Source organism: Streptomyces sp. NPDC002888, assembly GCF_042888465.1.
Taxonomy (GTDB): Bacteria; Actinomycetota; Actinomycetes; order Streptomycetales; family Streptomycetaceae; genus Streptomyces.
The window spans coordinates 86915-112299 of the sequence record NZ_JBIAPU010000002.1; the positions used below are offsets into that span (position 1 = coordinate 86915).

24 protein-coding genes and 1 riboswitch are annotated in these 25385 nt (G+C 72.9%); of the genes, 14 read left to right on the top strand and 10 right to left on the bottom strand.

The features are described from left to right. Nucleotides 1-60 precede the first annotated feature (60 nt). The gene (locus tag ACFYWX_RS03350; protein ID WP_389422251.1) at nt 61-1395 is read left to right on the top strand and encodes a PLP-dependent aminotransferase family protein; all 1335 of its coding nucleotides are present in this window, start codon (nt 61-63) and stop codon (nt 1393-1395) included. On the opposite strand, the gene ACFYWX_RS03355 is transcribed toward ACFYWX_RS03350, so the two are convergent. Next, nucleotides 1301-2209: a hypothetical protein gene (locus tag ACFYWX_RS03355; RefSeq protein WP_389422252.1), complete on the bottom strand. Its 909-nt coding sequence runs from the start codon at nt 2207-2209 to the stop codon at nt 1301-1303. The two genes, ACFYWX_RS03350 and ACFYWX_RS03355, sit on opposite strands and share 95 nt — an antisense overlap. Before the next feature lie 296 nt (nt 2210-2505). Beyond that, a complete protein-coding gene (locus ACFYWX_RS03360) occupies nt 2506-2958 on the bottom strand; it encodes a hypothetical protein (RefSeq protein WP_389422253.1) in 453 nt (150 codons plus the stop codon). Between the two features lie 241 nt (nt 2959-3199). Here ACFYWX_RS03360 and ACFYWX_RS03365 point away from each other — a divergent pair, with 241 nt between their 5' ends. The 5 genes from ACFYWX_RS03365 (at nt 3200) to ACFYWX_RS03385 (ending at nt 10719) form a co-directional block, all read left to right on the top strand. Beyond that, entirely contained in the window at nt 3200-4483 is a 1284-nt protein-coding gene (locus ACFYWX_RS03365; RefSeq protein WP_389422254.1) for a hypothetical protein, read from the top strand. 79 nt (nt 4484-4562) lie between these two features. Next, nucleotides 4563-4907: a hypothetical protein gene (locus ACFYWX_RS03370; protein ID WP_389422255.1), complete on the top strand. Its 345-nt coding sequence runs from the start codon at nt 4563-4565 to the stop codon at nt 4905-4907. A 4-nt stretch (nt 4908-4911) separates the two neighbouring features. Next, the gene (locus ACFYWX_RS03375) at nt 4912-7515 is read left to right on the top strand and encodes a caspase family protein (protein ID WP_389422256.1); all 2604 of its coding nucleotides are present in this window, start codon (nt 4912-4914) and stop codon (nt 7513-7515) included. Continuing rightward, nucleotides 7515-8876, top strand: coding sequence for an extracellular solute-binding protein (locus ACFYWX_RS03380; RefSeq protein WP_389422257.1), 1362 nt, complete (start codon nt 7515-7517; stop codon nt 8874-8876). The genes ACFYWX_RS03375 and ACFYWX_RS03380 overlap by 1 nt, the downstream gene beginning before the upstream one ends. Nucleotides 8877-9375: 499 nt before the next feature. Then, the gene (locus ACFYWX_RS03385) at nt 9376-10719 is read left to right on the top strand and encodes a tetratricopeptide repeat protein (protein ID WP_389422258.1); all 1344 of its coding nucleotides are present in this window, start codon (nt 9376-9378) and stop codon (nt 10717-10719) included. Between the two features lie 41 nt (nt 10720-10760). Here ACFYWX_RS03385 and ACFYWX_RS03390 read toward each other — a convergent pair whose 3' ends face one another. Next, on the bottom strand, nt 10761-11528 hold the full coding sequence (locus ACFYWX_RS03390; protein WP_389422259.1) for a hypothetical protein: 768 nt from the start codon (nt 11526-11528) through the stop codon (nt 10761-10763). Between the two features lie 375 nt (nt 11529-11903). Between ACFYWX_RS03390 and thrS the strand changes: the two genes are divergently transcribed. Both thrS and ACFYWX_RS03400 read left to right on the top strand, forming a co-directional pair. Next, nucleotides 11904-13118 (top strand): threonine--tRNA ligase, encoded by a 1215-nt coding sequence (gene thrS, locus ACFYWX_RS03395; RefSeq protein WP_389422260.1) that lies wholly within the window; start codon nt 11904-11906, stop codon nt 13116-13118. A gap of 97 nt (nt 13119-13215) precedes the next feature. Then, nucleotides 13216-14238, top strand: coding sequence for a nucleoside hydrolase (locus ACFYWX_RS03400; protein WP_389422261.1), 1023 nt, complete (start codon nt 13216-13218; stop codon nt 14236-14238). Here the strand turns inward: ACFYWX_RS03400 and ACFYWX_RS03405 are convergent. Next, nucleotides 14235-15332, bottom strand: coding sequence for a HoxN/HupN/NixA family nickel/cobalt transporter (locus ACFYWX_RS03405; RefSeq protein ID WP_389422262.1), 1098 nt, complete (start codon nt 15330-15332; stop codon nt 14235-14237). The two genes, ACFYWX_RS03400 and ACFYWX_RS03405, sit on opposite strands and share 4 nt — an antisense overlap. Before the next feature lie 27 nt (nt 15333-15359). Continuing rightward, nucleotides 15360-15548, bottom strand: a riboswitch (cobalamin riboswitch). A gap of 120 nt (nt 15549-15668) precedes the next feature. Next, nucleotides 15669-16625 (bottom strand): LAETG motif-containing sortase-dependent surface protein, encoded by a 957-nt coding sequence (locus tag ACFYWX_RS03410; protein ID WP_389422263.1) that lies wholly within the window; start codon nt 16623-16625, stop codon nt 15669-15671. 331 nt (nt 16626-16956) lie between these two features. On the opposite strand from ACFYWX_RS03410, the gene ACFYWX_RS03415 reads away from it, so the two are divergent. After that, the gene (locus tag ACFYWX_RS03415; RefSeq protein WP_389422264.1) at nt 16957-18618 is read left to right on the top strand and encodes a glycoside hydrolase family 13 protein; all 1662 of its coding nucleotides are present in this window, start codon (nt 16957-16959) and stop codon (nt 18616-18618) included. Between the two features lie 8 nt (nt 18619-18626). On the opposite strand, the gene ACFYWX_RS03420 is transcribed toward ACFYWX_RS03415, so the two are convergent. Next, nucleotides 18627-19343: a DUF4142 domain-containing protein gene (locus tag ACFYWX_RS03420; protein WP_389422630.1), complete on the bottom strand. Its 717-nt coding sequence runs from the start codon at nt 19341-19343 to the stop codon at nt 18627-18629. 193 nt (nt 19344-19536) lie between these two features. Between ACFYWX_RS03420 and ACFYWX_RS03425 the strand changes: the two genes are divergently transcribed. The 4 genes from ACFYWX_RS03425 (at nt 19537) to ACFYWX_RS03440 (ending at nt 22744) form a co-directional block, all read left to right on the top strand. Next, nucleotides 19537-20205 carry an O-methyltransferase gene (locus tag ACFYWX_RS03425; protein WP_389422265.1) on the top strand — a complete coding sequence of 223 codons (669 nt, stop codon included), beginning with the start codon at nt 19537-19539 and terminating at the stop codon, nt 20203-20205. Nucleotides 20206-20241: 36 nt separating this feature from the next. Next, complete coding sequence (locus ACFYWX_RS03430; RefSeq protein ID WP_389422266.1) at nt 20242-21054, top strand: MOSC domain-containing protein; 813 nt, start codon at nt 20242-20244, stop codon at nt 21052-21054. A 150-nt stretch (nt 21055-21204) separates the two neighbouring features. Then, entirely contained in the window at nt 21205-21948 is a 744-nt protein-coding gene (locus ACFYWX_RS03435; protein WP_389422267.1) for a carboxypeptidase regulatory-like domain-containing protein, read from the top strand. Nucleotides 21949-22057: 109 nt separating this feature from the next. Continuing rightward, entirely contained in the window at nt 22058-22744 is a 687-nt protein-coding gene (locus ACFYWX_RS03440; protein WP_389422268.1) for a DUF6445 family protein, read from the top strand. Nucleotides 22745-22751: 7 nt separating this feature from the next. Here the strand turns inward: ACFYWX_RS03440 and ACFYWX_RS03445 are convergent, their stop codons facing one another. The 4 genes from ACFYWX_RS03445 to ACFYWX_RS03460 form a co-directional block, all read right to left on the bottom strand. After that, nucleotides 22752-23246 (bottom strand): hypothetical protein, encoded by a 495-nt coding sequence (locus ACFYWX_RS03445; RefSeq protein ID WP_389422269.1) that lies wholly within the window; start codon nt 23244-23246, stop codon nt 22752-22754. A gap of 111 nt (nt 23247-23357) precedes the next feature. Further along, nucleotides 23358-23546 carry a hypothetical protein gene (locus ACFYWX_RS03450; RefSeq protein ID WP_389422270.1) on the bottom strand — a complete coding sequence of 63 codons (189 nt, stop codon included), beginning with the start codon at nt 23544-23546 and terminating at the stop codon, nt 23358-23360. Between the two features lie 87 nt (nt 23547-23633). Continuing rightward, on the bottom strand, nt 23634-24455 hold the full coding sequence (locus ACFYWX_RS03455; protein ID WP_389422271.1) for a hypothetical protein: 822 nt from the start codon (nt 24453-24455) through the stop codon (nt 23634-23636). Between the two features lie 94 nt (nt 24456-24549). Further along, complete coding sequence (locus tag ACFYWX_RS03460; protein ID WP_389422272.1) at nt 24550-25131, bottom strand: hypothetical protein; 582 nt, start codon at nt 25129-25131, stop codon at nt 24550-24552. Between the two features lie 92 nt (nt 25132-25223). Here ACFYWX_RS03460 and ACFYWX_RS03465 point away from each other — a divergent pair, with 92 nt between their 5' ends. After that, a complete protein-coding gene (locus tag ACFYWX_RS03465) occupies nt 25224-25382 on the top strand; it encodes a hypothetical protein (protein ID WP_389422273.1) in 159 nt (52 codons plus the stop codon). Nucleotides 25383-25385 lie beyond the last annotated feature (3 nt).

The following is a 25385-nucleotide window of genomic DNA, read 5'->3' on the forward strand; positions in this document are numbered from 1 at the left end:
CGGTGCAATAAGATCTTTGCCCTCGGTGCAATCTTCGGGCCGTACGAGCAGGGGGACTTCGTGGACGACTACCGGCGCATCGCCGACCGCATCGCCGACGACATCACCGCGGGGCGGCTCAGGCCGGGCCAGCGACTGCCGCCACAGCGGGTGTTCGCGCGGCGGCGCGGGATAGCGGGGTCGACGGCGGGGCGTGTGTACGGCGAACTCGTGCGGCGCGGGCTGGTCGTGGGCGAGGTCGGGCGGGGCACGTTCGTACGGGCCGCGCCCGCCGAGCCGACCGGGCGGGCGCTCATCGAGCGGGCCACGGCCGCGCCGGTCAACATGGAGCTCAACTACCCCTCCGCGCCCGGCCAGTCCGAGCTGCTCGCCCCCGCCCTCGCGGCCCTCCTGCGCTCCGACGCACTCGGGGCGGCGCTGTGTCCCGCGGCCGCCACCGGCACGACGTCCGCCAGGGGCGCGGCCGCGACCCTGCTCTCCGCCCCCGGCTGGCACCCGGCCCCCTCCCAGCTGCTCTTCGCCGGCAACGCCCGTCAGGCCATCGCCGCGACCCTCGCCTCCCTGGTCCGTCCCGGCGGTCGGGTCGGGGTCGAGGAGCTGACGTATCCGCTGGTCAAGGAGATCGCGGCCCGGCTGGGGGTCGTCCTGGTGCCGCTGGCGGGCGACGCGGAGGGGCTGCGCCCGGACGCCCTCGCCGCCGCCCACCGCGCGGCGCCCCTGTCCGCCCTCTATGTCCAGCCGACTCTGCACAACCCGACCTCGCTGACCACGAGCGAGGAACGGCGACGGCAGCTCGCGCGGGCGGTGACCGAGCTGGACCTTCCGGTCGTCGAGGACCGCATCTGGTCCTTCCTCCGCGCCGACGACACCCCGCTCGCCGCCCACGCCCCCGGCCTCGTCCACGTGGTCGACGGGCTGTCCAAGCGGGTCGCGCCCGGGCTCACCGTCGGCTTCCTCGTCGTACCGCCGCAGCGGGTCGACTCCGTCGCGGCCGCGCTGCGGTCCGGGGGCTGGAGCGCGGGGCGGTTCGCGCTGGAGGCGGCCGTGGGATGGATCGGGGACGGGACCGTACGGCGGCTGGTGGCGGCCAAGCAGGCGGACGCGGCGCGACGGCAACGGCTCCTCACCCGGCACCTCGGCGCCTTCGCCGTACGGGCCGATCCGCGGGCGTACTACGCCTGGTGGGAGCTGCCCGCACCCTGGCGCGCGGACACCTTCACCGCCGCGGCCGCCGCGCACGGCATCGCCGTCACTCCCGGCACCGCCTTCGCCGTCGACCCCCACCGCACGCCGGACGCCGTCAGGCTCGGACTCGCGTCGGCTCCGGAGGAGGAGCTGGAGCGGGCGCTGCGGACGCTCGCCGACGTCGTGCGAGGGGCCCGTACCGGCCCGTGAGCCAGGTGGTCAGAGCGACCGTCAGACCGAGGGCGACCAGCAGCCAGGAAGCCGTGCGCAGGGTCGCGGTCAGGGCGTCGTAGACGGCGCCCCCGGCCGGACGGTGGAGGTCCTCGGGCAGGTCGGCCAGGGTGAGGCGGCGGCCGATGGCGACCGCGAGGGCGAGGAACGCGCCGCCGAGGGCCGTGCCCAGCGCGGTCGCGAGGACCGCGCCGCGACGGCGGGCGGCGACCGCGATGCCGGTGACGGCGAAGACGACGGCCGCGACGGGAAGCCAGAAGCCGGCGACGTCGAACACGTGGTACCCCTTCCGGAGCGGGGCCAGGTCCTTGGCCTGGAGCAGCGCGACCGCGGTGTGCTCGACCGGGATGTGGTCCGCGAGCGGCACGTTGTCGTCGGCGAGTTGGCGTTTGACCTGGAGGGTGACGGGGGCGAGGTCGACGGTGACGGCCCGGGCGCGGTCGTCCCGCAGGGCGTCCATGACGGCGTCGTGCGTGGCCCGGTTGCCCGCGTCCCACGCCGCGCGGAAGGCCCGCGTCTGCGTGAACGAGTGGACCGCGTCGTGCACGAACGGGGCGACTGCGCGCTCGTCCGGGTGGCCGACCTCGACCTCGCGCATGATGCCGGCGCCGACCGTGTCCGCAACCGCGTTCCGTACGGCCGGGTCGGTGGCCAGCGGCGCCATCGTGGCGACGTACCGGCCGGTGTCCGCGAGGCCGTACGCCACCCAGGCCGCCAGTGCGCCGAACGGCACGAGCAGGCACGACAGGGCGATCAGGGAGGCCGACAGAGCGGTCCTGAGACGTCGGGACACGCTCTCAGACAAGGGCGTGGCGGGCGCGGGCGCGAGCGGGGCGCGGCCACATGGGTACCGGGGGTGCCGGGATGCCGCTGCCGGGGGTGCCGCAGGCGGCGGACCTGGGGGTTCTGCTCTCCGGTGGAGCGTTCACCCGAACGGGTGTTTCCTGGAGTTGGGGGACTTGGACCCTTACCCGATCGGGTGAGTGGAGGGATGAGGGAACGCGGGCCCCGGCCACCATGCCGGGGCCCACGCATGCGCGCGTGAGGTGACGCGGGCGCCGGCGGGTCGGGCGTCAGCGGATACGCGCGTCAGTGGATCCGGTGTCCCTCCGCGTCCTCGCGCGTGTAGTAGCGGTAGAAGACGAAGAAGAACACGCCCGCCCCGATCACCGCCCCGAAGGCGCAGGACCGCAGGATGCTGTAGCCGGTCTGGCTGTACAGGAAGCCGAACGCGACACCGGAGAACGCGCCCCAGGACAGCGCGTGCAGTTCGCGCCTCATCCGCGGGGCCAGGTCCCGTACGACGACCCAGAGCACCGCGAACACGGCCGCGGTCACGAAGCCGAACAGCAGGTTCCAGCCGGTGATGGGGCCGCCGTCGCGCCGGTTGGCCGCGGCCCAGTAGCCGTAGACGAGCCCGAGCACGACGGGCGTCGCATAGGCCGCGATCCTGTGTGTGCGCTCGCTGAAGAGGTCGGGTGCCCGGGTCCGGCCGGTCAGCTCGGGTGGGCGTACTCCTGACGCGGGTGCCGCATGAGCCATGAGAGCGCTCCTCTCTCTCGCCGCCCCTGCCTTCCAGAGCACACCTGGGGAGGACGCCAGGCAAGTCGGTCGCGCGGGCGAATGCCGAGGCAGTACCCATATTTGCCCGTAATGCCGGAATAATTCCGAGTGTGAGACCCCGTACAGGGACGTTTGCAGTCCTGAGGCCCACCTTCGCAGCGGCAGCGGTTACGGTGCTGAGGTACCTGATCGACACGATGGACCGGTGACAGGGGGGACGATGCCCGGAACCGTGCTGCTGCTCGCGGCCTCGCCCGTGGGCAAGGGGTGTCTGGTGGACGCGGCCTCCGTGCTCCCTGTCCTCGCGGCCGTTCCACCCGCCGTGCTGTCCGGCACGGACACCGCGAACGTCGTGGAACTCGCCGACCCGCTGGAACCGCAGGCCGTCCTCACCCGGCTCCGCGCCGCCGCGGCCGCCCTCGACCCGCTCACCCTCTACGTCACGGGGCAGCTCCAGCTCGACCGCCGCCAACGCCTGCCCCACCTCGCGCTGGCCCGCACCACCCCGGCGACCGTCCGCTACACCGGCTTCCCCTGGCACTGGTTCCGCGAGGAACTGCGCCTGCGCCGCCCCGGCTCGACGACCCTCTTCGTCGACCTCCACGCCGACCAGGAGACCTGGGACCACCTCCGCGTCCACCCCCTGGACTGCGGCCCCGGCATCCGCGTCCACGGCCGCCTCGCCCCGCCCCCGTCCCGTCGCAGGGTCGCGGCTCCGGCGTACATGAAGGCCGTGGCGACGATACTGCGCAGCGGCTGGCGCCCACAGGACGAGCAACTGCACCAGCAGGCGTGGGTACGGCTGGCGCCCGGAGAGGGCGGACTGGAACTCACCGGGATGCCCGGAGCGCCCCTGGGGGCGCGAGGAACTGCGCGACCGGCCACAACGCTCCCGCAGCCGAGAACCTTCGCACCACCCGCGGGCACGGACAGCGCCCCGCACGTCCAGATCGGCACCGTCGTCCAGGCCGACCGGCACGCCCATGCCGCCTCCGACGCCGCCTCCGACGCCGCCTCCGCCTCCGACGCCGCCTCCGCCTCCGCCTCCGACGCCGCCTCCGCCTCCGGCGCCGACGTGGGCGGCGACCCGCACGCCGACATCGCGACCGCCGTCCAGGCCGGCCGCCACACCGACGCCGACGCGCTCGCGGCACGCCACGAGCAAGCCGCCGTACAGGCCCACGGCCCCTCCTCGGAAGAGGCCCTGCACTGGAGCGAGGTCCGCGCCGACCTGGCGATGTTCGCGGGAGACTCCGCACGCAGCTGCCGGACATGGCTGGCCGTGGCCGACGCCCGGCTGGCCGCCGGGCAGGCCCCCGACGCGCCCGCCGTGGAGGCCGCCGTCGACCGCGCCCACCACCAGTGGGGCCGCATCACCGACACGGCCCGCGCCCGCGAACTCGGCCCCGCGCTCGCGCAGTTGCGAGGCCGCGTCCCCGGCCGGCAGGAGGGCGCCCTGGAGAACGTACGGATGCAGCTGCACCAGCTCCAGACGCAGGGCTGACCGGAACGGGCCCTGCCGAAAAGGGCGTTGTTGTCCAACCCCTCCCTTCCGCCGCACCCCCGGGTGCATGATGGTGGGTATGGCTGAGGGGGAAGGTGTGGCCGACCAAGGCATCCGCGTCCGGCTGGACGAAAGTGCGAGCAGAAGCGACGTCACCGCGTTGAAGACGTGGCTCGAGCGCGAGTCGCTCCTGGAGGAGCTGCGCATCATCGAGCGACCCCGCGGGGACGTGCCCGACGGGCACATGGGCGTCGGGATGGAGATCTGGCTGGTCGTGGTCAGCTCGGCCACCACCGTCGTGACGGACAGGCTGCTCAACCACATCATCAGGGCAGTCCGGGCATGGCAGGACAACCGCCGAGAGGTGGAGAGCGGCGAACCGCCCCGGGTGGACGTCGATTCGGTGAACCTCGACGAGAGGTAGCCCGGTGAGCCGCTTCGACCCGCGCGAACACGCGAATCGGGCGCTGCTCGTCGGCGTCAGCACGTACGACCACATCAGACAGAAGGAACCGGACGGCGTACCCGGCCACCTGCCCGGAGTCCAGCACAACCTGGACCGGCTGGGGGACGCCCTGCGCGGCAACGGAGTGTTCGGCGCGCAGGAGATCGAGGTCACTCCCTCCCCCTCCCTCGACGAGTTCAGCGAGGCCCTGCGTCTCGTCGCCAAGGAGGCCAAGGGCCTGCTGCTGCTCTACTTCGCCGGCCACGGCGCCGTCCCCAGCGCGGGCAACGAACTCTTCCTCCAGATGCGCAACGCACGCGTGGTCGCGGGCGGTCAGGCGGTGTTCCCCGGCGCGGCACAGTTCACCAGCGTCCTGACCGAGCTCGCGGGGAGCCGCGCGAAGCAGATCGTGGTGATCCTCGACTGCTGCTACGCGGGTAACGCGGCCCGGGTCTGGCAGGACTTCGGTGACCACGCCGTCGACCCGAACAAGATCCTCGTGCTGATGAGCGTGCAGGCCAACCGCCTCATCCGCGCCGGGAACGGAAAAGTACCCACACCGTTCACCCGGGAACTCCTCCCCCTCGTCGAACGGAGCGGGGAGGTCTCCTTCCAGGAGCTGTTCGCCGCGTTACGGGAACGCATGAGAGCGGCTGGGTACAAGACCAGACTGGGCGAGCCGCAGAAGCCGCAACGGGCGGCAGACCAGGGCACGGATGTCCTGCTGGGAGCACGGGACGTACCCATCACCCGAACCCCGGACAAGAGGAGTATCTGGCGTCTCCAGGAACGCCTCGCGGCGCTCCTCGGGCCCCTCCGCGACGGACTCCGCATCGCCGCCCGCGCCACCGCCCGCTGGTTTCGGCGCGGCCGCCCCGTGCTGCGTGCCGCCGTGAGCGCGGTCCTCGTCCTCGCGCTCTCCGGCCTCGGCTACGCCCTCATCGGCTCCGGCGACGACACCCGCTGCGCCCCGCCCCTCGAACTGCGCGTGCTCACCGACCCCGACCTGAAGTCCACCGTCCGGGCGGCCGCCGACGCGTATCTGACCTCGGAGGCGAACACCACCGGCGAGGGCTGCCGCCGCAGTGGCCTGACCGTCTACGACGCGGGTGCCGCAGACGCGGTCGGCGCGCTGCGCGAGGACACCGACGCCTGGCAGGAGCCGGTCGTGGAGGACGACAACCCGCAGCGGGACGTCGGTCCACAGCCCGACGTGTGGATCCCGGCCTCCGCCGCGGACGTCACCCGGGTCGTCCGCGGCCGACAGGGCCGTTCCTTCGCCGAACTGGGGCCGTTCGGCGGGCCCTTCGTGTACTCCCCGGTCGTGCTGGCCACCCCCCGGGACCTGGCCGGTTCGGTCGAGGAGCGCAAGGGGCGCTCCCTCACCCGGCTGTTGGACGACCTGGAGCGGCGGGACGCGAACGCCGAGGTGCGCCGCCCCGACCCGGAGTTCACGACCGCGGCCCTGCTGGCGACGCTGGGCCTGTACGGCGGTACGGGCGGCAAGGGCGACGCGGCCGGCACCGGCGGCGCGGGTGACGCCGAGCGGCGGCTGGCGCCGGGTGCGCCGTCGCCCACCGCCTCCGAACTGCTGTGCGCGCTGCCCGAGGACGCCGGCGCGGACCGGCGCACCGCGGCCCTCGCCCCGGAGTTCCTGCTGAAGAGCGGCGTCGCCTGCCACCGGGCGACCCGCACCCCGCGCCTGGCCGCCTACCCCTCCGACGTACCGGGCCTGACCCCGACCTTCGTACCGGTCCGCTGGCAGGGCGCCGATCTGGACGCCGAGGCGCGTGGGGACGCGGTGAAGCGTTTCCACCGGTGGCTGACCGACGAGGACGGCGGCCTCGCGGTGTTCCGGGACGCCGGTTTCCGGTCCGCGGCCGGTGAGCGGGCCCTGCTCGACCCCGACCACTCCGGCACCGGTGTCCTGCGCGACCCCGGCCCGTTGGTCCCGACGGCCGAGCGGACGGCGATGGACACGACGCTCACGCGCTACCGCGGGGCCAGCGGCCCGGGCCGGGTCCTCTACCTCCTGGACAACTCGGGCTCGATGACCCGCTTCTGGGAGGGGCCGAGCGGCGGCCCCGGCATCCTGAAACAGTCGCTCGGCGGGCTCGGCGACCAGGACCAGTACGGCGTGTGGACGGTGTCCGGCATGTCCGGTGCCCGCCATGACCTCCTGCTCGGGTTCGGGAAACACCCGCGCGCCGACGCCGAGAAGGTCTTCGACCCACGGCGGACGAAGGTGCGCGACGCCGAGGCCGACCCGCACGCGGCGCTGCTCGCCGCGCTCACCGACATGGCGGGCCGCGGCACCGACGACGACGGACCGCAGCTGATCGTCTTCCTCACGGACGATGAGGACAACACCCGGCTGACCGGCCGGAACCTGGACGAGGTGCTGGAGAAGGCAGGGAAGACGGGAGTGCCGGTGGTCATGGTGTCCCTGGACATCGGCGCCTGTGACCGGGGCCGCCCCGACGCCCGGATCGCCGAGGCGAGCGGTGGCCGCTGCCTGGACGCGAGCGACGACCTCGGCGCCGGACTGCACGACGAGGTCGCGCGCGCGGGAACGGGGGACGACTGATGGCGCGACGCATGCTGCTCGCCCTGCTGCTCCTCGCGGTCACCGCCTGCACGGGCGGCTCGGTCGACCAGGAGGCCCCGTCGGCCGCCGCCGCGCCCGGGGAGATCGTGGTGGCCAGCGGCCGGGACGTGACCGGCAAGAACGGCATCCGGCAGCAGCTCATCGACGCCTGGAACCGGAAGCAGGACGAGACGGGCACCGGCTACTACGCCCGGCTGGTCGAACTCCCCGGCTCCGCCGACGAACAGCGCAGCCAGCTGCTCGGCGCGTTGCAGTCGGGCAGCGCCAAGTACGACGTGGTCAACCTGGACGTGACGTGGGTGCCGGAGTTCGCCGAGGCGGGCCTGGTCCGGCCGCTGGCAGACAAGGCGGTCGACGCGGACGTCATCCCGTCGGTGGCCCGCACGGCCCGCTGGGACGACAAGGTGTACGCGGTGCCGTTCAACAGCGACGTCGGGCTGCTCTACTACCGCCGCGACCACCTCGACGCGCTGGGCCGCACCGACCTCAGCGCGGGCACCACCTGGCAGGAGCTGCGGGAACTGATCAACTCCCTGGACCGCAAGGAGCCCAAGGGCTACGAGGAGGGCTGGACGAGTCAGCTGGCCTCGTACGAGGGCCTCACGGTCAACGCGATCGAGGCGTTCGCGTCGGCCACGCCGGACTTCGCGCTCACCGACGCCGACGGCCACTACAAGTCCGACGTCCAGGAGCTGACCGACGGTGTCGCCGAACTGCGCGCCCGTACCGACACGTCGTACACCCTCGACGACGCCTTCCGCTCCGACGAGGCCGCCTCCCTCGGTGACTTCGCCGACGGCCGTACGGCCTTCCTGCGGCACTGGCCGTACGCCTACCGCGACCTGCACCAGACGTTCACCGAGCAGCAGCTCGGCGTGGCCCCGCTGCCCGGCCGCGCGGTACTGGGCGGCCAGAACCTCGCGGTGACCCGGACGTCGGAGCGGTCCGCGGGCGCGTCCGATCTGATCGGCTTCCTCACCAACGCGGACAGCGAACGCTGCCTTCTGGACGCCGGGTTCGCCGCGACCCGTACCTCCGTCTACACGGGTGACGTGACGTGCACGAACGCCCGCGTCTCCGCCACGACCCCGGCGGCCTCCCCCACGGGCGAGAGCGCCGACCGCATGCCGCGGGACGAGGCAGGCCGGCCCAAGTACGCGGCCCCCATCCTCCTCAGGTCCCTGCAACAGGCGGTCGCCCGCCCCCGCACCCCCCTCTACGGTGCCTTCACCCAGACCTTCACCACCGAACTGAGCGCCCTCTTCAGCGAGGCCCCACCCACCGACGCGGAACTGGCCGGCCGCCTGGACAGAGCCTTACGGAAAGCCTTACCGAACTGAACGGGCCCGGGGATCGGGTGACGGGGTTACGGGGTTCCAGCTGAACCGCGTGGCGCGGCATGGCGTGGCGTGGCGTAAGTCCGGCCACAGCACCTCAAATGGGGCAGGCGTTGGCGGGCTGTCCCTAGCCTCCCCAGCCTTCCTAGCCCCCGTGCACCTGCTGGGCCGCCGGTGGGGTCGGGAGTTCCTCGTCTGCTCTTGCTGGGCCGGCGTTGGCCGCTGTGAGGAGGGCCGCTACCGCTATGACGGCTGCGGCGACGCCTCGGGCGATGGGGGCTGCGCCGGGTGGGCGGAGCCGGGGGTGGGAGAGGGTGGGGATGCTTTCGTAGCGGGTGGTTGTGCGTTCGTGCACGGCGACCTCGCAACGATGGTGGGGGGTGGCGGTGGAGAGAGGAAGGGAATTACAGCAATGTGTTAAGCACGGTTAATTCGCCGATTAACCTAGGGGCTGCCGTAGGTCAACGGCAAGAGGGCCCACGGGAGTTGGGGGAGCCACGACGTGGTCGAGCGAGACGGGCCCGAAGTCATCGGGCGGCGGGTGCAGCGGCTGCGGGTCGAACGAGGGCTCACGCAGCGGCAGTTGGCCGAGCCGACGTACACGCCCGCCTACGTCTCCACCCTTGAGGCCGGTCGCGTACGGCCCTCCGACGAAGCGCTCAAGCACCTCGCCGAGCGACTGGGCGTCGAATTCGCGGAGTTGGCCACCGGGCGCTCCGCCCGTCTCGTCACCGATCTGCGGCTCCGGCTCACGGAAGCCCAGCGCACCCTCGCCACCGGCGAGACCGAGGAGGCGGCCGAGCGGTACGCCGAGCTGCTCACGGAGGCCGAGACGCACGGGCTGGTCGACGAGCAGGCGACCGCGCTGCTCGGGCTCGGGGAGTGCGTGATCGAGCTGGGCGAGCTGGAGGCGGCGCGGGAGTACTTCGAGCGGGCGGAGACCTGTCTCGCCGACGCGCCCCTGCCCGTACGCGTCCCGGCGCTGCGCGGGCGCGCCGTCGCCCACTACCTCGCCGGTGAACTCCGTTACGCCGTCTACCTCCTCGAGTCCGCCCTCGACGAGCTGAACCGCGGCGGGCTGCACGACCCCGACGCGCTGCTCCTGCTGTACGCCTCCGTCATCGGGCCCTACATGGACATGGGCGCCCACGCCCGCGCCGCGCAGGCCGCCGAGTTCGCCCTCGCCCTCGCACCCCAGGTCGCCGATCCCGCGCTGGTCGCCCGTATGCACCGCTCCGTCGCCCGTACGCTCCTCGCCGAGGGCCGGATCGCCGAGGCCGACGCCTCGCTCGCCAAGGCCGCCGAGCTGTACCGCCAGCTCCAGATCCGTACCGAGCTCGCCAACTGCCACTGGATGCGCGGGTACGTGTACGCGCAGAACGGCGAACTGGACCGCTCGGAGGAGGAGTTGCGGGAGGCACTCACCATGCTCTCCGCCAAGCGCGCCGCCCTCTACAGCAGTCAGGTCGCCGTCGAGCTGGCCGACGTACTGCACCGGCGCGGCAAGTCGGAGGAGGCCGCCGAACTGCTGCACGGTGTCCTGAGCGACCTCAGTCCGGAGCGCGGCGCCCTGCACTCCGCCGCCGCCCACCGCCTCCTCGGCATCATCGCCGAGGACGCCCGCGACACCGAGGCCGCCGAGGAGCACTACGTCCGTGCCCTCAGCCTCCTGGAGCGCGCCGGAGCCGCCGGCGACCTCGCCGACCTGTGCCGCCTACTGGGGGACCTGCTCCGCCGGACCGGGCGCGTGGAGGCCGCCCTGGACGCGTACCGCACCGGCCTCGGGCACCGCACGGCACCGGGCACCACGACCCTCGGCCCGGCACCCGCACAGCCGCCCCTCTGACACCCGGCGTCGGCTCCGGAGTCCGGAAGCCAGTCACTGGGTCAGACCTGCACGCGCCCCCGTTTCCGTACCTCCGCCACCCGCTGTGCCCCGATCTCGACGGCCGCCTGGGTGACGGAGTCGAAGATCTCGCCGACGCCGCCGTTCGTGACGGTGATCGTGTCGTCGCCGACGCGGACGGCAGCGACGTACAGGGTGAGCTGGGTGGTTTCGTCCGCTGTCTCGCTGGTCAGGGTGATGCGCAGGCCCTGCCGGGCGTCGCCGACCTTCGGCAGGGCGGCCTCCGTGACCGTGCCGTCCTGCACGCGGCCCCCGGCGGCCTTCGCCCTGAACTCCCCGCACGAGCGCGGCAGCGTCCGCAGCCAGGCCAGGGTGCGGTCCACCTCCGCCGGGGGGTGGGTGACGACCTGGTAGTGCAGCTGGGCCTGGTACCAGTCGTCGTCGAGTCCGGCCACCGCCAGGATGCGCGCGTCCGGCCCGAACAGTTCCTCGGCGTAGAGCGCGTCGAGCAGCCGCCCGCACTCGGGGACGTCCGCCGAGGCCTTGAGCAGCCCGTCCCGCCAGGTCGCCGCGCCCTGGGTGGGTGTCCAGGGTTCCCCCAGATCACCCGCCGTGATCAACGCGGCCTGCGCCTGCGCGTCGGTGAGCGTGGGGGCCCCGGCGGGGGAGGGGGCCGTGGCGGCGGGTGAGGCGGGTGCGGCCGCCGGTGCCGTGCCCGACCCGGCGGCGGAGCACGCGGCCACGGTCAGCAAAGCGGTGAGCGCGAGCGCCGAGGGCACGACGGCCGCGCGGGCCGGGGGACGGGTCATGCGGGAGCCTCCAGGGGGAACGGGGGAGCCGTCAAGATCGGCTACGCCCCTCCACGGCACCACCGCAGCCGACCCGTCACCAGCGCGGCGGTCCGTCCGGGTGAGCAGGGCTGCCCCTGGCGGGTGTGTCCGGCGAGTGGCGTCGAGGGGACGGGGCCCTGGCCGCGGTCCCGGAAAACCCGTCGCGCCACCTCCACCCCCTTGCTACGGTCGCCCCATGCAGCGCGCCCAGCGACACTCTTGTCCTCCGTCTCTCACGACGACGCCGGAGTATGTCCCGGCGCGCTGACAGCTGACCCAGTCGAAGCCCCGGGGCGAGTGCCCCGGGGCTTTGTCGTGGCCCGGGTTCTCGCCCCTCCCACGAGGGAGCCCACCATGCATGACCACCGTCGCCTCGGCCGTGAACTCGAACTGTTCGACACCGACCCCCTGATGGGCGCGGGCCTGCCGTACTGGCTGCCCGACGGAGCGGTCGTACGGCACACCCTGGAGGAGTACGTCCGGGAGGCCGAACGGGCGGCCGGCTACCGGCACGTGTACTCGCCCGTCCTCGGCAAGCGCGAGCTGTACGAGATCTCGGGCCACTGGGACCACTACAGCGACGACATGTTCCCGCCCATGGAGCTGGGCGCGGAACAGGTCGTCCTGAGGCCCAGCCTCTGCCCCCACCACGCCCTCATCTACCGCTCCCGCTCCCACAGCTACCGCGAACTACCCCTGCGGATGGCGGAGTTGGGCGGCATGTACCGCTCCGAGCTGTCCGGCGTCCTCGGTGGACTGACCCGCGTACGGTCCATCCAGCTCAACGACGCCCACATCTTCTGCACCCTCGACCAGGCCGTCGAAGAGGCCCGCGCCGCCCTGGACCTCATCACCCGCGCCTACGCCGACCTCGGCATCCGCGCGTCCCGCCACCGCCTGTCCCTGCCGGGGGAGGGCGGCAAGTACGTCGCCGACCCCGCCCTGTGGCGGCGGGCGACCGAGCTGCTGAGGGAGGTCCTGGACGGCTCGGGACTCGCCTACGAGGAGGCGGAGGGCGAGGCCGCCTTCTACGGCCCCAAGATCGACGTGCAGATCGAGGACCGCGCCGGCCGCGAGGCCACCCTGTCCACCGTCCAGATCGACTTCCACCAGCCCGAACGCTTCGACCTGCACTACATCGGCGCCGACGGCGCCAAACACCGCCCGGTCATGGTGCACCGCAGCATCATCGGCAGCGTGGAGCGCGCGGTCGCGCACCTCGTCGAGGAGCACGGCGGCGCCTTCCCGGTGTGGCTCGCGCCCGAGCAACTGGCCGTGCTGCCGGTGGCGGAGGACCAGGTCGAGCAGGCGGAGGAGCTGGTCCGCCGGGCCGTCGCCCGCGGCCTGCGGGCGCGGCTGCACGGCCCCGAGGACGGCACCCTCGGCGCCCGTGTCCGGGCCGCGCGGCTGGTGCCGTACCAGGCGGTGATCGGGGACCGGGAGGCCGACGGCGACCTGGCCGCCGTACGCCTGCGGGACGGCCGTAGGCCGGGGGCGCTGCCCGCCGCCGATCTCCTGGACCGCGTCGAGGCGCGGGTCGTGGCGCGCGGGACCGCTCTTTGGGACTGAGAACGCGCGGGACCGACCGCCCTCCGGGACGGAGAAGGGGGGGTGAGGGCGGCGGGCCGGGCTGCATAAGGTCGGTGTGACGGAAGGGAGCCCCACCATGACCGCCCGCCCCACAGGTCGCACCAGCGACCGCTCGGCCGCCCGCACCACCGCCCGCTCGGCCGGCCGCCCCATCCCCGTGATCATCGACTGCGACACCGGCGTCGACGACGCCCTCGCCCTGCTGTTCGCGGTCCGTCACCCCGGCCTGGACCTGCGCGCGGTGACCTGCGTGGCCGGGAACACGGACGTCGACGGGGTCGTCCGCAACACCCTCACCGTGCTGGAGCAGGCCGGCGCCCCTGGCATCCCCGTCGCCCGGGGCGCCGAACGCCCGCTGATCGAGTCGGTCCGCGTGGCCCGGCATGTGCACGGCGAGGACGGCATGGCGGACCTGGGCCTGCCCGCGCCCACCCGCACCCCGGTCGACGTGGACGCGGTGACGCTGCTGCGCCGGGAGATCCTCGCCTCCCCGCACCCGGTCACCCTCATCCCGACCGCCCCGCTCACCAACATCGCCCTGCTCCTGCGCACCCACCCGGAGGTGGTCCGCAACATCGAGCGGATCGTGTTCATGGGCGGCGCGGTGGCCACCGGAAACGCCACGCCGGTCGCGGAGTTCAACGTCTGGCACGACCCGGAGGCGGCCGCGATCCTGCTCACGGCCGGGGTGCCGATCACCATGTACGGCCTGGACGTGTTCAAGGAGGTCCTGGTCCCGGCGGCCGACGTCCAACGCCTGCGCACCAGCCCGGAACCCAGGCTCCGCATGGCCGGTGAACTCCTCGCCCACCGCGACCCCGCCACCTCCGGCGACCCCACGCCCACCGGCGGCCTCGGCGACGCGGGCGCGGTCTGCGCGGTCGTCGACCCGGAGGGCCTGACCACCGAACTCCTACCGGTCGAGGTCTCCCTCGCCCCCGGCCCGACCCGCGGCCAGACCGTCGTCGACCGCCGCCCCCGCCCCGGCGAGTCCGAGATACACCACGGCACCCGCGAACAGCCGCTGGTGGACGTGGCGTTGGGCGTGGACGTGGAGCGCTACGTCAAGCTGTGGCTGACGGCGGTGGAGGGCGTCTAACGCGTGTCGGCGGCGGGCCGTGCCGCCCACCTCTGTTCCACCTTCGCGAGCTTCCAGTACGCGACCGCCGCCGCCCACACCACCACGAACAGGCCGACGATGACGTAGCCGACGTTGTCGAGGTCGAGGCCCGCGATCCAGCCGGTGACGGCGTCGCGCAGGGCGAGCTTCTCGTGGAGGACGCCCACGAGTTCGATCGTGCCGATGAAGAAGGCGACGGCGATGGACAGACCGGTGATGGTGAGGTTGTAGAAGACCTTGCGGACGGGGTTGGAGAAGGCCCACTGGTAGGCGAAGTTCATGAACGTGCCGTCGAGGGTGTCGAACAGGCTCATGCCGGCGGCGAACAGGAGGGGGAGACAGAGGATCGCGTACCAGGGCAGCCCCGCCGCCGCGCCCGAACCGGCCATCACCATCAGCGTGACCTCGGTGGCGGTGTCGAAGCCGAGGCCGAAGAGGAAGCCGAGCGGGTACATCTGGCCGGGGCGTGAGATGGACCTGGTGAGGCGGCCGAGGATGCGGTTCATGAAGCCCCGGGAGTCCAGGTGCTGTTCGAGCTCCCGCTCGTCGTACGCGCCTGCCCGCATCGCCCGGAAGACCTTCAGGATGCCCAGCAGGGCGACGAGGTTGAGGGCGGCGATGAGGTAGAGGAAGGTGCCGGAGATCGTCGTACCGAGGAATCCGAGGACCTGGTGGATACCGGAGTCCTCGTTCATGACCCGGCCGGCCAGCTGGGTGCCGCCCGCGATCAGCAGGGCGAGCAGGACGACCACGCTGGAGTGGCCGAGCGCGAACCAGAAGCCCACCGACACCGGGCGTTTGCCGTCGGCCATCAGCTTGCGGGTGGTGTTGTCGATCGCGGCGATGTGGTCGGCGTCGAAGGCGTGCCGCATGCCGAGGGTGTAGGCGGTGATGCCGAGGCCGATGCCGAAGGCCCTGTCGCCGACCTCGTAGTGGCCGGGGGCGACGAGCAGGAACAGGATGCCGAACGCGACGACGTGCAGGGCGGCGATGACCGCCATCAGCACCGCCGTCCGCACGGTGTCCTCGCGTCGCCAGCGGAAGGACGTGGGCAGGGCGGCAGGGTCGGTCATCCGGTCACGCTCCAGCACCTCGTGGATCAGTTCGTGAGATGCCGTGGCCGGTCTCCTGGCTTACGGGTGCACGCGCCCGGCCCGCCTTCCCGGCTGCCTCGCGGCGACCAGTGGCTGTCCCTCAGGGGACGTGGGACGGGAACTCCCCGATCACAGTGGCGAGGGCCGCGTCGGCATCACACCGACTTCCCGAACACCACGGCCCGCCCACCGTAGAGCAGACCCCCGGCCGCCGCCCACCCACCACCTGACCGGGTCGGTCAGGTGGTGGGCCTCACGGGCGGTCGAGAGGTGGCTCTCAAGGCCACGAAGCTACGGGGCTACGAAGCTACGTGGCTACGAGCGGGCGGCCTTGCGCCTGCGGGTCGTCATGACGATCGCTCCGCCGCCCACGAGGAGGGCCGCGGCGCCGGCGGCGATCACGCCGGTGTTGCTGTTCGCGCCGGTCTCCGCCAGGTCACCGCCGCCGCCGTGCGGGGTTGCCGCCGGGGGCGTGGTGGACTCGGAGGCGCTCGGGGGCGGGGTGGAGGCCGGCTCGGACGGGGTCGGGGTGCCGGCCGGGGGCTCGGTCTCGGCCGGCGGGGTCTCGGACTCCGACGCCGGAGGCGTCGCGGGCGTCGAGGGCGGCGAGGGCGGCGTGGAGGCCGGCGGGGTGGTCGGGGGCTGCGTCTCGGTGGTCGTGCAGTCCTTCGTGCCGCCGTTCCAGGCCGCGATCAGCTTGTCCTTGATCACCGGGCGGTCCGGGCCCTTGGGCAGGTCCCCGTGCTCGAAGCCGTCCTTCGCGTCGAGCTTGCCGTCGAACTTGACCGCACCCCGGTAGAGGTCGATCTGGGCGTAGCAGCCCGCGTCCGGCACCGCGATGTCGAGGGAGTCGGTCTGGCCGGGCTTGACCGTCACCGAGTCGAAGTCGACGAAGACCTGCTCGCCGGAGGTGCGGAAGTCGGCGCCGTGGGCGAGGAAGGAGGACAGGGAGGCGGTGCAGGTGCTCGCGTCCCCGGCGGTGCGGACCTTGACGTGGATCTTGCCGTCCTCGGTCGGCTTGAGGTTCTGGTCGTCGACCTTGACCGAGTCGAAGAAGTTGATGCCGTCCAGGGAGAACTGGCAGCGGTCCGTGCCGGTCTCCGTGCCCGCGCCGGTGCCCGGCTTGTACGTCCCCCCGGAGTTCCAGCCGTCGCCGCCGGGCTCGGAGGCCCAGGCGCCGGAGGCCGCGGCGACGGAGGCCGCGCACAGGGCGAGCGACGCGGCGCCCGTCCCCAGCAGGCGGCGCATGGTGACACGTCTCGCTATGGACATGCGGATCCCATCTTGGCGTGCGAAACCCGGGCACGGCGGGAGGGCAGCACGACGCTGCCGGCAGTACCGGGGGTGGGTGGTCGAAGAAACACTGGGCCCATTGGTCACATGCGCCACAGCGTGCACTCATGGTGGATCTCGGGACGGAACACTGTCAACCTGCGGCTGAGCCAAGGAAGTTCGGCTGTCATCACATTTCCGTCACACGGGGAATGGAATGTTCCGACGTTGTCGAAGGTTCACTTTTCCGGCGATGTGGACAGAATTTCCCTCTATCGTGCATAGAACGCTCGTCGCACCGACCCGAGACCGAACCGGAAGAGGAGCCCGCGTGATCGTCCGTACCACGCCCGACCTCTCGTCCAAGGATCCGAACTGGTGGCGGCAGGCCGTCATCTACCAGGTGTATCCCCGCAGCTTCGCCGACGCCGACGGCGACGGGCTCGGGGACCTCCGGGGGGTCACCCAGCGCCTGTCCCACCTCGCCGCGCTCGGTGTGGACGCGCTGTGGCTCAGCCCCTTCTACCCGTCCGAGCTCGCCGACGGCGGCTACGACGTCGCCGACTACCGGGACGTCGACCCGCGCCTGGGCAGCCTGGCCGATTTCGACGAGATGGTCGTCGAGGCCCACCGCCTGGGCCTGAAGGTGATCGTCGACCTGGTCCCGAACCACACCTCGCACCAGCACGTGTGGTTCCAGGAGGCCCTGGCGGCCGGTCCTGGCTCCCCGGCCCGTGACCGGTACGTCTTCCGCGACGGCCGGGGCGAGCACGGAGAGCAGCCGCCCACCGACTGGCAGTCCGTCTTCGGTGGCAGCGCGTGGCAGCGGGTGCCGGACGGGCAGTGGTACCTGCACCTCTTCGCGCCCCAGCAGCCCGACCTGAACTGGGCGCACGAGGAGGTCCGAGCCGACTTCCGCACCACCCTGCGCTTCTGGGCCGACCGCGGGGTCGACGGCTTCCGGGTCGACGTCGCGCACGCCCTCACCAAGGACCTGGCCGAGCCGCTGCGCGACCTGGGCGACCCCGAGCTGAGCCGGGAGGAGGCCCTGCCGGAGTTCGCCCCCGGCACGCACCCCTTCTACGACCGCGACGACGTCCACGAGATCTACCGCGACTGGCGCACGATCCTCGACTCCTACTCCCCGCCCCGCATGGCCGTCGCCGAGGCCTGGGTGCGCGGCCCGCGCCGCGCGTTGTACGCGCGCCCGGACGAGCTGGGCCAGGCGTTCAATTTCGAGTACCTCCAGGCGGGCTGGGACGCGCAGGAGGTGCGCGAGGTGATCACCGGGTCGCTGCGGGACGCGCGGCTGGCCGGTGCCTCGGCGACCTGGGTGCTGTCCAACCACGACGTGGTGCGGCACGCCTCCCGGCTGATGCTGCCGCCGGGCACGGACGAGAACGCCTGGCTGCTGTCCGGCGGCCACGCGCCCGCCGTGGACGGGTCGCGGGGCCTGCGCCGGGCCCGGGCGGCCGCCCTGCTGATGCTGGCGCTGCCCGGCTCGTCGTACGTCTACCAGGGCGAGGAACTCGGGCTGCCCGAGGTCGCCGACCTGCCGGTGGAGGTCCTCCAGGACCCGATCTGGGAGCAGACGGGACGGGTCCGCAAGGGCCGCGACGGCTGCCGGGTGCCGCTGCCGTGGACGACGAGCGGACCGTCGTACGGCTTCGGCGCGGGCGGCGCCTGGCTGCCCCAGCCGCCGAGCTTCGCGTCGTACGCCGTGCAGGCCCAGGACGGGACGGAGGGCTCGACCCTGGAGCTCTACCGCACGGCTCTGAAGCTGCGCCGCAAGCTGATCGAGGGCGAGTCCCTGACCTGGCTGGAGGACACCCCGCCCGGTGTCCTCGCCTTCACCCGCACCGACGGCTGGCGCTGTGTGACCAACCTGTCGGACGCGCCGGTCACCCTCCCGGGCGGCGAGGTCCTCCTGACCAGCGCCCCCCTGGAACCGGACGGCCGTCTGGGCCCGGACGCCACCGCGTGGCTGGCCTGACCCGGCGCTCACCCCGCCGACGGGCTGGGTGACGCCCCCGGCGCCTCCGTGCTGTTCGCCGGTGGGGTGAGCACCACCTGGGGCTGGCCGGGGGCCGGGGGCGGTGGGGTCAGGTCGGAGGAGGGGAGCTTGGGCGGGGTGGTCTCCTGGAAGAGGACCTGGTCGAAGTTGACCAGGCCCGTCTTCTCCATGACCGAGATGTGGTCCAGGACGGTCGTGTTGGCCTGATCGGCGAGCTGGCGCACCAGGGTGTTGCGGGTGGTGGAGCGGATCTTCGAGACCGTGTTGAAGATCGTGCCGTGCGTCACGCGCAGGATGTTGGCGAAGTCGGAGTCGAACTGCTTGCCGCTGTCGGAGCTCAGCGTCGTGACGAACCCCTGCTGCTGGGGGCTCGGCTGGTCGGGGATCGTGATGCCCAGCTGGGGCGCGATCCGGCGGACCGTCGCGTCCAGCGCCGCGTGCCCGTCGATCAGGTGCTGTCCGGCCGTGACGACCGCCTTGGACGTCCCTTTCTGCACCGCCATCTGACCCACCGGGTACTCCCACAGGCCTGCCGCCCGCACCTTCACCACGAAGTCCCGGTCGGCCTCGGTCAGTGGCCCGGACGAGGTCTGGGCGATGATCCGGTCGGGCGTGCTCGACACGTTGTTCATGCCGAGCACGGCCGGATAGGCGAGCGCGATGGTCGTCAGGCTCAGGGCGCCGCCCACGAAGAGGGTTCCCATCGCGTTCCGCGAGAAGAGCACGGTGTCTCCTGCCCGGTCGGGGATCCCGCCGTCGCACGGCGGGCTCGGTCGCACGGGGGTACGGGGGCGGCCGGTCAACGAAGCCTCTGTCATTGGTCAAAGGTTCCCAATCGCGGCCCCCACCAAGTAAGTTCCCATACGGAACTCACTTGCCTTCCGGAGGGAACAGTCCGTGACCCAGCAGACCTGGACCGCCGTCGACGCCTACTTCAACACCCTGCTCGTCGAGGAGGACGCGGCCCTGCCGGCCGCCGGCGGGGGCAGCGAGGCGGCCGGGCTGCCGCCGCACCAGGTGGCCCCCAACCAGGGCAAGCTGCTCCACCTGCTCGCCCGAGTCCAGGGCGCCCGCTCCGTCCTGGAGATCGGCACCCTCGGCGGCTACAGCACCCTCTGGCTCGCCCGCGCCCTCCCCGACGACGGCCGCCTGGTCACCCTGGAGGCCGACGAGCGGCACGCGCGGGTCGCCGCGGCCAACATCGCCCGCGCCGGCCTCGACCACCTCGTCGACCTGCGCGTCGGCAAGGCCCTGGACACCCTCCCCCGGCTCGCCGCCGAGGGCGCAGGCCCCTTCGACCTCGTCTTCATCGACGCCGACAAGCCCACCAACCCCGACTACCTGGAGTGGGCCCTGCGCCTGACCCGCCCCGGCAGCGTGATCGTCGGCGACAACGTCGTGCGCGACGGAGCCGTCACCGACCCGGACAGCGCCGACCCGCGCGTCCAAGGCGTCCGCCGCTTCACCGAACTCATCGGCCAGAACCCGAAGTTGACCGCCACGGTCGTGCAGACTGTCGGCGAGAAGGGGTACGACGGATTCGTGCTCGCCGTGGTCACCGGCTGACCCGGCACGAGAGCGACGAGAGCAGGGGGAAACACCATGGCGAGGATCACCGAGCTGACGTACTACCCGGTCAAGGGCTGCGCGGGGATCACGGTCTCCGAGGCGGCGCTCACGCCCACCGGGCTCGCACAGGACCGCCGGTATGTGATCGTCGACGAGAAGAGAGAGCTGCGCTGGCTGTGGGGAGACCCGCGGATGGCGCTGATCACACCCGAACTCGGCGGCCCGGGCGGGGACGCGGTCCTCACACTGCGGGCGCCGGGCTACGGGGATCTCCGCGTCGACTCGAACGCCTTCACCGAGCCGGTGGAGCTCCCCGGCAGGCGCTACCGGGCCGTCGACCAGGGCGACACGGCCGCCGCGTGGGTGTCGGACGTGATCGGAGCGGCCGGCAGACTGCTGCGGGTGCCGCCGGAGCAGGACGGCGCGCCCGTCGCCGCCAACAGCCACCGCCTGCACGTCGTCTCCCGCGCCAGCCTCGACCTGCTGAACCGGCGCCTGGCCGAGCGGGACGACCCGGCCCCGCCGCTGCCCATGAACCGCTTCCGCCCGAACCTCGTGGTCGACGGCTGGGACGACCCGCACACCGAGGACCGCGCCCACCGCCTGACCGTCGCCGACACCGAACTGACCCACACGGAGGCCACCGTCCGCTGCGCCATCACCATGGTCGACCAGCACACCGGCCGCCGTGCGAGCCCGGAACCGCTGCGCACCCTCGCGACCTACCGCAAGGCGGCCGACGGAGGGATCCTCTTCGGCGCGTACTTCGCCATCCGGCGCACCGGCAAGCTGTCGGTCGGCGACGAGGTGTCCGTCGCGGAGTGGAGGGCTCCGGAGCCGGTGTGACCGGCGGGGCAGGCGGCGGTGTGTCGTCCGTACGGCCGAACAGCGTGCGTCACCTGCGGGAACGGGCCGCGAGAATCGTGGTCGGGGGGTGCCCCAGTCGGGGGGTGCCCCGTCCGACAGCCCCTCCACAAGCACAGGGAGCCCCGCACCATGAGACGCTCACGGCCGAGGACGGCAGCCGTCCTGATGTGCACCGCACTAGCCGCCCCGGTCGCCGTGGGAGTCCCCGCGGCCTTCGCGCAGGACCGCGACCTGCAAGGCGCCGTCACGATCGTCCCCGGCCGCGCGGGCGTCCTCGACGTCTCCGGCCACACCGGGCCCGCCCTGGGCGCCGGTTCCACACTGACGCTGACGGCGCCCGGCCGGACCACGATCACGGACATGCCCCTCGACGCCCAGGGCTACCGGGGTTCGGTAGCCGCCGACGGCCGCCGGGCGACGTACACGTTCACCGGTACCACCACCCAGGCACCGTGGCAGGGGCGTTCCTTCCCCTTCGTCGTGGCCGTGCCCGCCGACGCCGTGCCCGGCACCCGGTTGGCCGGCTGCGCGCTGCGGCTCACCGACGCCGAGGGCGCCGCGCAGGGCGAGGGTGCGTGCACGGTGACCGTCGGGCTGCCCGAGCCGACGCTCGTGAGTCCCACGTCGGGTGTGCCGCTGGGGCTGCGGCCGGAGGTGGCCGGGAAGGCGTACCCGGGCGCACAGGTCGCCGTACGCGACAAGGACGAGAAGAAGGTGTGCTCCACGACCGCGGGAGCGGACGGTGCGTGGTCCTGCGCCCCGGGCCCCGGCCTCCCCGTCGGCGCCAACCGGCTCCAGGCGACCGCCACCCTGAACGGCGTGAGCGCGGCGAGCGAACAGGTCGCCATCACGGTCGGATCGCCGCAACAGTGATGTAACGCCCGTACACGGGGCGTTCGTTGGGGAAACGTTGACTGTTCCCGGCGGAGTCCTGGCGATTTCGCGGGAGAGTCCTGACGAACCCTCGACCTATGTTCGCCGCATGCCCCCACAGCCACCCCCGCGCGTCCCCACCGCGCTCCCCGTCCTGCCCTACCGCAAGCCCACCAGGGGCCGCGACTACTGGGTCCTGGACGACGTCCTGCCCGACGCGGACGCCGTACGGGAGCGCTGTCTGGCCAAGGACGACTGGGTGCGGGGCTACCCGTACACCTCGGAGACCTGGCCGGGGCTGCGCACCATGCCGGGTCTGGAGCCGGGTGAACTGGCCCGGGTGGAGCGGCTGGTGCGGAAGGCGACCGGCGCGAAGGAGCTGTGGGTGCAGCGGGCGCCCGGCGGCGGCACCCTCAACCACAACTGCGTACAGGTCGTCGGCGAGGGGGAGAGCGAGCCGCGCCCGCACACCGACTCGCGTCACCTGTGCCGGTATGCCGCCGTCCTCTACCTCAACCCGGGCGTGCCCAAGGACTGCGGCACCAGTTTCTACCGTCAGTCCCTGCCCGGCGGCCGTCTCGGCGGCAACGTCGTCCAGTCCCCGCACCACAACCTCGTCGAGGCGCTCGGCACCCGGTTCGTGGCGCCGGACGCCTTCGAGGAGGACGTACGCGTGCCGCACCGGTACAACCGGCTGCTGCTGTACCACGCCAACCTCGTGCACAGCGCGACCGGTTACTTCGGTACGACGCTCCAGGACAAGCGGATGACGGCGGTCTTCTTCTGGATGGCGTGACCCCGCTTCAGTAGCGCAGCGCCCGGCCCACGTACGTCTTCACGTCGCCGGACAGCTTGCGTGTGCTGCGGGCGGTGGCCTTGCCGGTCCGGCCGGCCGCCACGTCGGGGACGGTGACCACGACGACGTCGAGCAGCCCGCCGCCGGACTGCTCGAAGTCGACCTGCACGGCGAAGGACCTGGTCTTGCCGTCGGTGTTGGCCGCGGTGACCTCGACGGTCGTACGTCCGTCGGAGCCGGTGGCCGGCTTGCCCAACTGGACGTCGCCCTTGGCGTCGACGCCGCCCTTCACCTCGTCGAGCTTGTGGCCCGCCTCCGCGGTCGCCGACGCCAGCACGTCCCCGGCCTTGGAGGCGAGCGAGGACGCGGCGGAGGCGGCGTCGCTGACGACGGACTCGGGCGTGCTGTCGTCCGAGCAGCCGGTCAGGCCGGCCGCCAGCGTGAGCGCAGTGACCGCCGCCAGCGCCGTGCCCGTCGCGCGGCGGGTGCGGTGAGCGGGCATGGTGCCTCCAGGGTCGGGGTGTCCCCTTCAGTGAAGGCCGCCGCACCCGCGTCCGCATGCCGGGGCGATCCGGACGGCGTACCCCGGTGACCCGCCGCTGAGGCACGGGCCTCAGCGCTTCGCCTTCTTGTACCGCCGCATCAGCTCGATGATCCGCGCCTGGTCCGCGGGGCCGTTCAGCTCGGCCAGCAGGTCGTCCGGGCACAGCTCGTAGAAGTCGCCCCAGAATCCGCGCCTGCGGTTGTCCCAGATCCGGTAGCCCCCGGGCACACCCCGAGCGACATAGCGCCGCTTGCTCACGTATCCGTCTCCCCACCGTCGGCTCGCGCCAGTGTCCCCCGGCACCCGCGCCTTTCGTACTGGTTTTCGGGCGGGAGCCTCTTCGGGTCAAGGGACTGGGTCGGCCGGTGCGTTCGCCGTGCAGGACGGGGAGCAGGTCGTGTCGGTGGCGCCGTCCGGCGGGGTCACCGTCGGGGCGTCGGCGAGGGTGTCTTCCAGGGTGCCGGTGAGGGTGTAGGTGAGGGTGCCGCCGGGGGCGATCGTTCCCGTGGTGTGCAGGGTGCCGTCGCCGGAGGCGGCACCGCAGGAGCTGCCCCGGGTCGCCGTGCAGGTCCAGGAGGCGGGCGCCGGGTGGTGGATCGAGGTGTCGGTGGCCGTCGAGGGGCCGCCGTTGGACACCGTGATCGTCGGACCGTCCCGCGTGCCCGACAGTGAGGTCTGAGGAGCCGTCACCACGGGGTGGACGGGCGGTGCGTCGTTGTTGCCGGGCTCCGGGTCCGGCGTACGGGAGTGCGACGTCGCCGTGCCCGTCAGGTCCGCGCCCGTCCCCGCGTACGACGGGTGCAGCCGGACCGTGACGTCCCAGGAGGCGGCGGCGCCGGACGCGAGGATGTCCACGGGCCCGCAGACGACCTTCCGGCCGGACGCCGTGCAGCCGTCGTCGCGCGCGAAGACGAAGGCGACGCCGACGGGGAGTGTGCCGGTGGCGGTGACCTTCGTGGCGTCCGACGGGCCGTTGTCGGTCACGGTGAGCGTGTAGGCGAAGGTGCCGCCCGGGAAGATCGGGTCGTCGTCCGTCGCCCCCACGATCGTCACCGCCGTGACCAGGTCGGCCTCCGCCTCCCCGGCCTCGGCCGCGGCGAGCGTCCCGGCGAGCGTGACCGCGAGGAGCAGCGCCCGCAGCGTGCGGGTGAGGGATGTCCACCGCATGAGCAACGCCCTCCGTGATACCGACGGGTGCGCTCTCATGCTCGGCCCGCCGCCCGGCCGGACGTCGGCCGCCACGCCCGTCCGCCGCGCGAAGTCACCCGAACCTCCCGGGCCGCCCTCGGCTACTTCGCCGCCGCCCCGGCCACCTGGACCTCCTTTGGGGGCCGCGCGCCGCGTACGCGGCGGAGAGCCGGTAGTCGCGGGTGGGGGCCGTCCAGGTGTCGTCGCGGCGCGGCGCGGACGGGGTCTCGCGGGGCTTGCGGGGGTTGATGCGGCAGTGCCCGGCGTGTCCGGCCGGGTCGACGGCCACCGGGTCGCCGGCCTGCCTTCCCTCCGCCCGCAGCATGTCCCACAGCTCGCTCCGGATGGCTTCCCTGCGCCGCTCGGCGTCCCGCACCGTCTTCGGGTGCACCTCCTCGTCGTGCCGCAGACGGTCGACGCGGGCGCGGGCCTTCTCGTGGGCGCGAACCGCGCGGAAGGCCTCGTTGCGGAGCGGGCCGGCAGCGGCACCGGAACCGGCACCGGCAGCGGAAGTGGCACCGGCAGCGGCACCGGAACCGGCAGTGGCATCGGCGCCGGCGGGGGCCGCGGTGAGCGCGACCAACAGGGTGGCTACCAGGGCGGCCACCAGGACGGCGCCGTGCCGTGCGATGCCTGTGTGGTGGTCTCGTCGCATCTTCGGATCGTCGGACAAGGCGGGCCGACTGGTGGGATGGCCCGGGATTACACGCCGCCGTGTTCCTCCAGTTGGGCTAGGCGTCGACGGATATGGGTAACTCGGTCTCGGAGGTCGACCTCAGCCGCGGCGTCCGCTTCTGTGTCCAGACCACCGACGGCCGCACCGCCTACCTGCGTGTGCTCAGCGCCCCGGCGGAGGGGGAGGGCACGGTGACGTTGAAGACGACGGTGTGGGAAGTGCCTGAGTGACGA

Excerpts from the sequence above, each read along its gene's own strand:
- ACFYWX_RS03400 (WP_389422261.1), top strand. The coding sequence starts at position 13,216 with ATGACCGCCCGCCCCACAGGTCGCACCAGCGACCGCTCGGCCGCCCGC.
- ACFYWX_RS03455 (WP_389422271.1), bottom strand. The coding sequence starts at position 24,455 with ATGCGGTGGACATCCCTCACCCGCACGCTGCGGGCGCTGCTCCTCGCG.
- ACFYWX_RS03380 (WP_389422257.1), top strand. The coding sequence starts at position 7,515 with ATGGCGCGACGCATGCTGCTCGCCCTGCTGCTCCTCGCGGTCACCGCC.
- thrS (WP_389422260.1), top strand. The coding sequence starts at position 11,904 with ATGCATGACCACCGTCGCCTCGGCCGTGAACTCGAACTGTTCGACACC.
- ACFYWX_RS03435 (WP_389422267.1), top strand. The coding sequence starts at position 21,205 with ATGAGACGCTCACGGCCGAGGACGGCAGCCGTCCTGATGTGCACCGCA.
- ACFYWX_RS03365 (WP_389422254.1), top strand. The coding sequence starts at position 3,200 with ATGCCCGGAACCGTGCTGCTGCTCGCGGCCTCGCCCGTGGGCAAGGGG.
- ACFYWX_RS03405 (WP_389422262.1), bottom strand. The coding sequence starts at position 15,332 with ATGACCGACCCTGCCGCCCTGCCCACGTCCTTCCGCTGGCGACGCGAG.
- ACFYWX_RS03440 (WP_389422268.1), top strand. The coding sequence starts at position 22,058 with ATGCCCCCACAGCCACCCCCGCGCGTCCCCACCGCGCTCCCCGTCCTG.
- ACFYWX_RS03445 (WP_389422269.1), bottom strand. The coding sequence starts at position 23,246 with ATGCCCGCTCACCGCACCCGCCGCGCGACGGGCACGGCGCTGGCGGCG.
- ACFYWX_RS03360 (WP_389422253.1), bottom strand. The coding sequence starts at position 2,958 with ATGGCTCATGCGGCACCCGCGTCAGGAGTACGCCCACCCGAGCTGACC.
- ACFYWX_RS03390 (WP_389422259.1), bottom strand. The coding sequence starts at position 11,528 with ATGACCCGTCCCCCGGCCCGCGCGGCCGTCGTGCCCTCGGCGCTCGCG.
- ACFYWX_RS03430 (WP_389422266.1), top strand. The coding sequence starts at position 20,242 with ATGGCGAGGATCACCGAGCTGACGTACTACCCGGTCAAGGGCTGCGCG.
- ACFYWX_RS03460 (WP_389422272.1), bottom strand. The coding sequence starts at position 25,131 with ATGCGACGAGACCACCACACAGGCATCGCACGGCACGGCGCCGTCCTG.
- ACFYWX_RS03420 (WP_389422630.1), bottom strand. The coding sequence starts at position 19,343 with ATGGGAACCCTCTTCGTGGGCGGCGCCCTGAGCCTGACGACCATCGCG.
- ACFYWX_RS03370 (WP_389422255.1), top strand. The coding sequence starts at position 4,563 with ATGGCTGAGGGGGAAGGTGTGGCCGACCAAGGCATCCGCGTCCGGCTG.
- ACFYWX_RS03410 (WP_389422263.1), bottom strand. The coding sequence starts at position 16,625 with ATGTCCATAGCGAGACGTGTCACCATGCGCCGCCTGCTGGGGACGGGC.
- ACFYWX_RS03465 (WP_389422273.1), top strand. The coding sequence starts at position 25,224 with ATGGGTAACTCGGTCTCGGAGGTCGACCTCAGCCGCGGCGTCCGCTTC.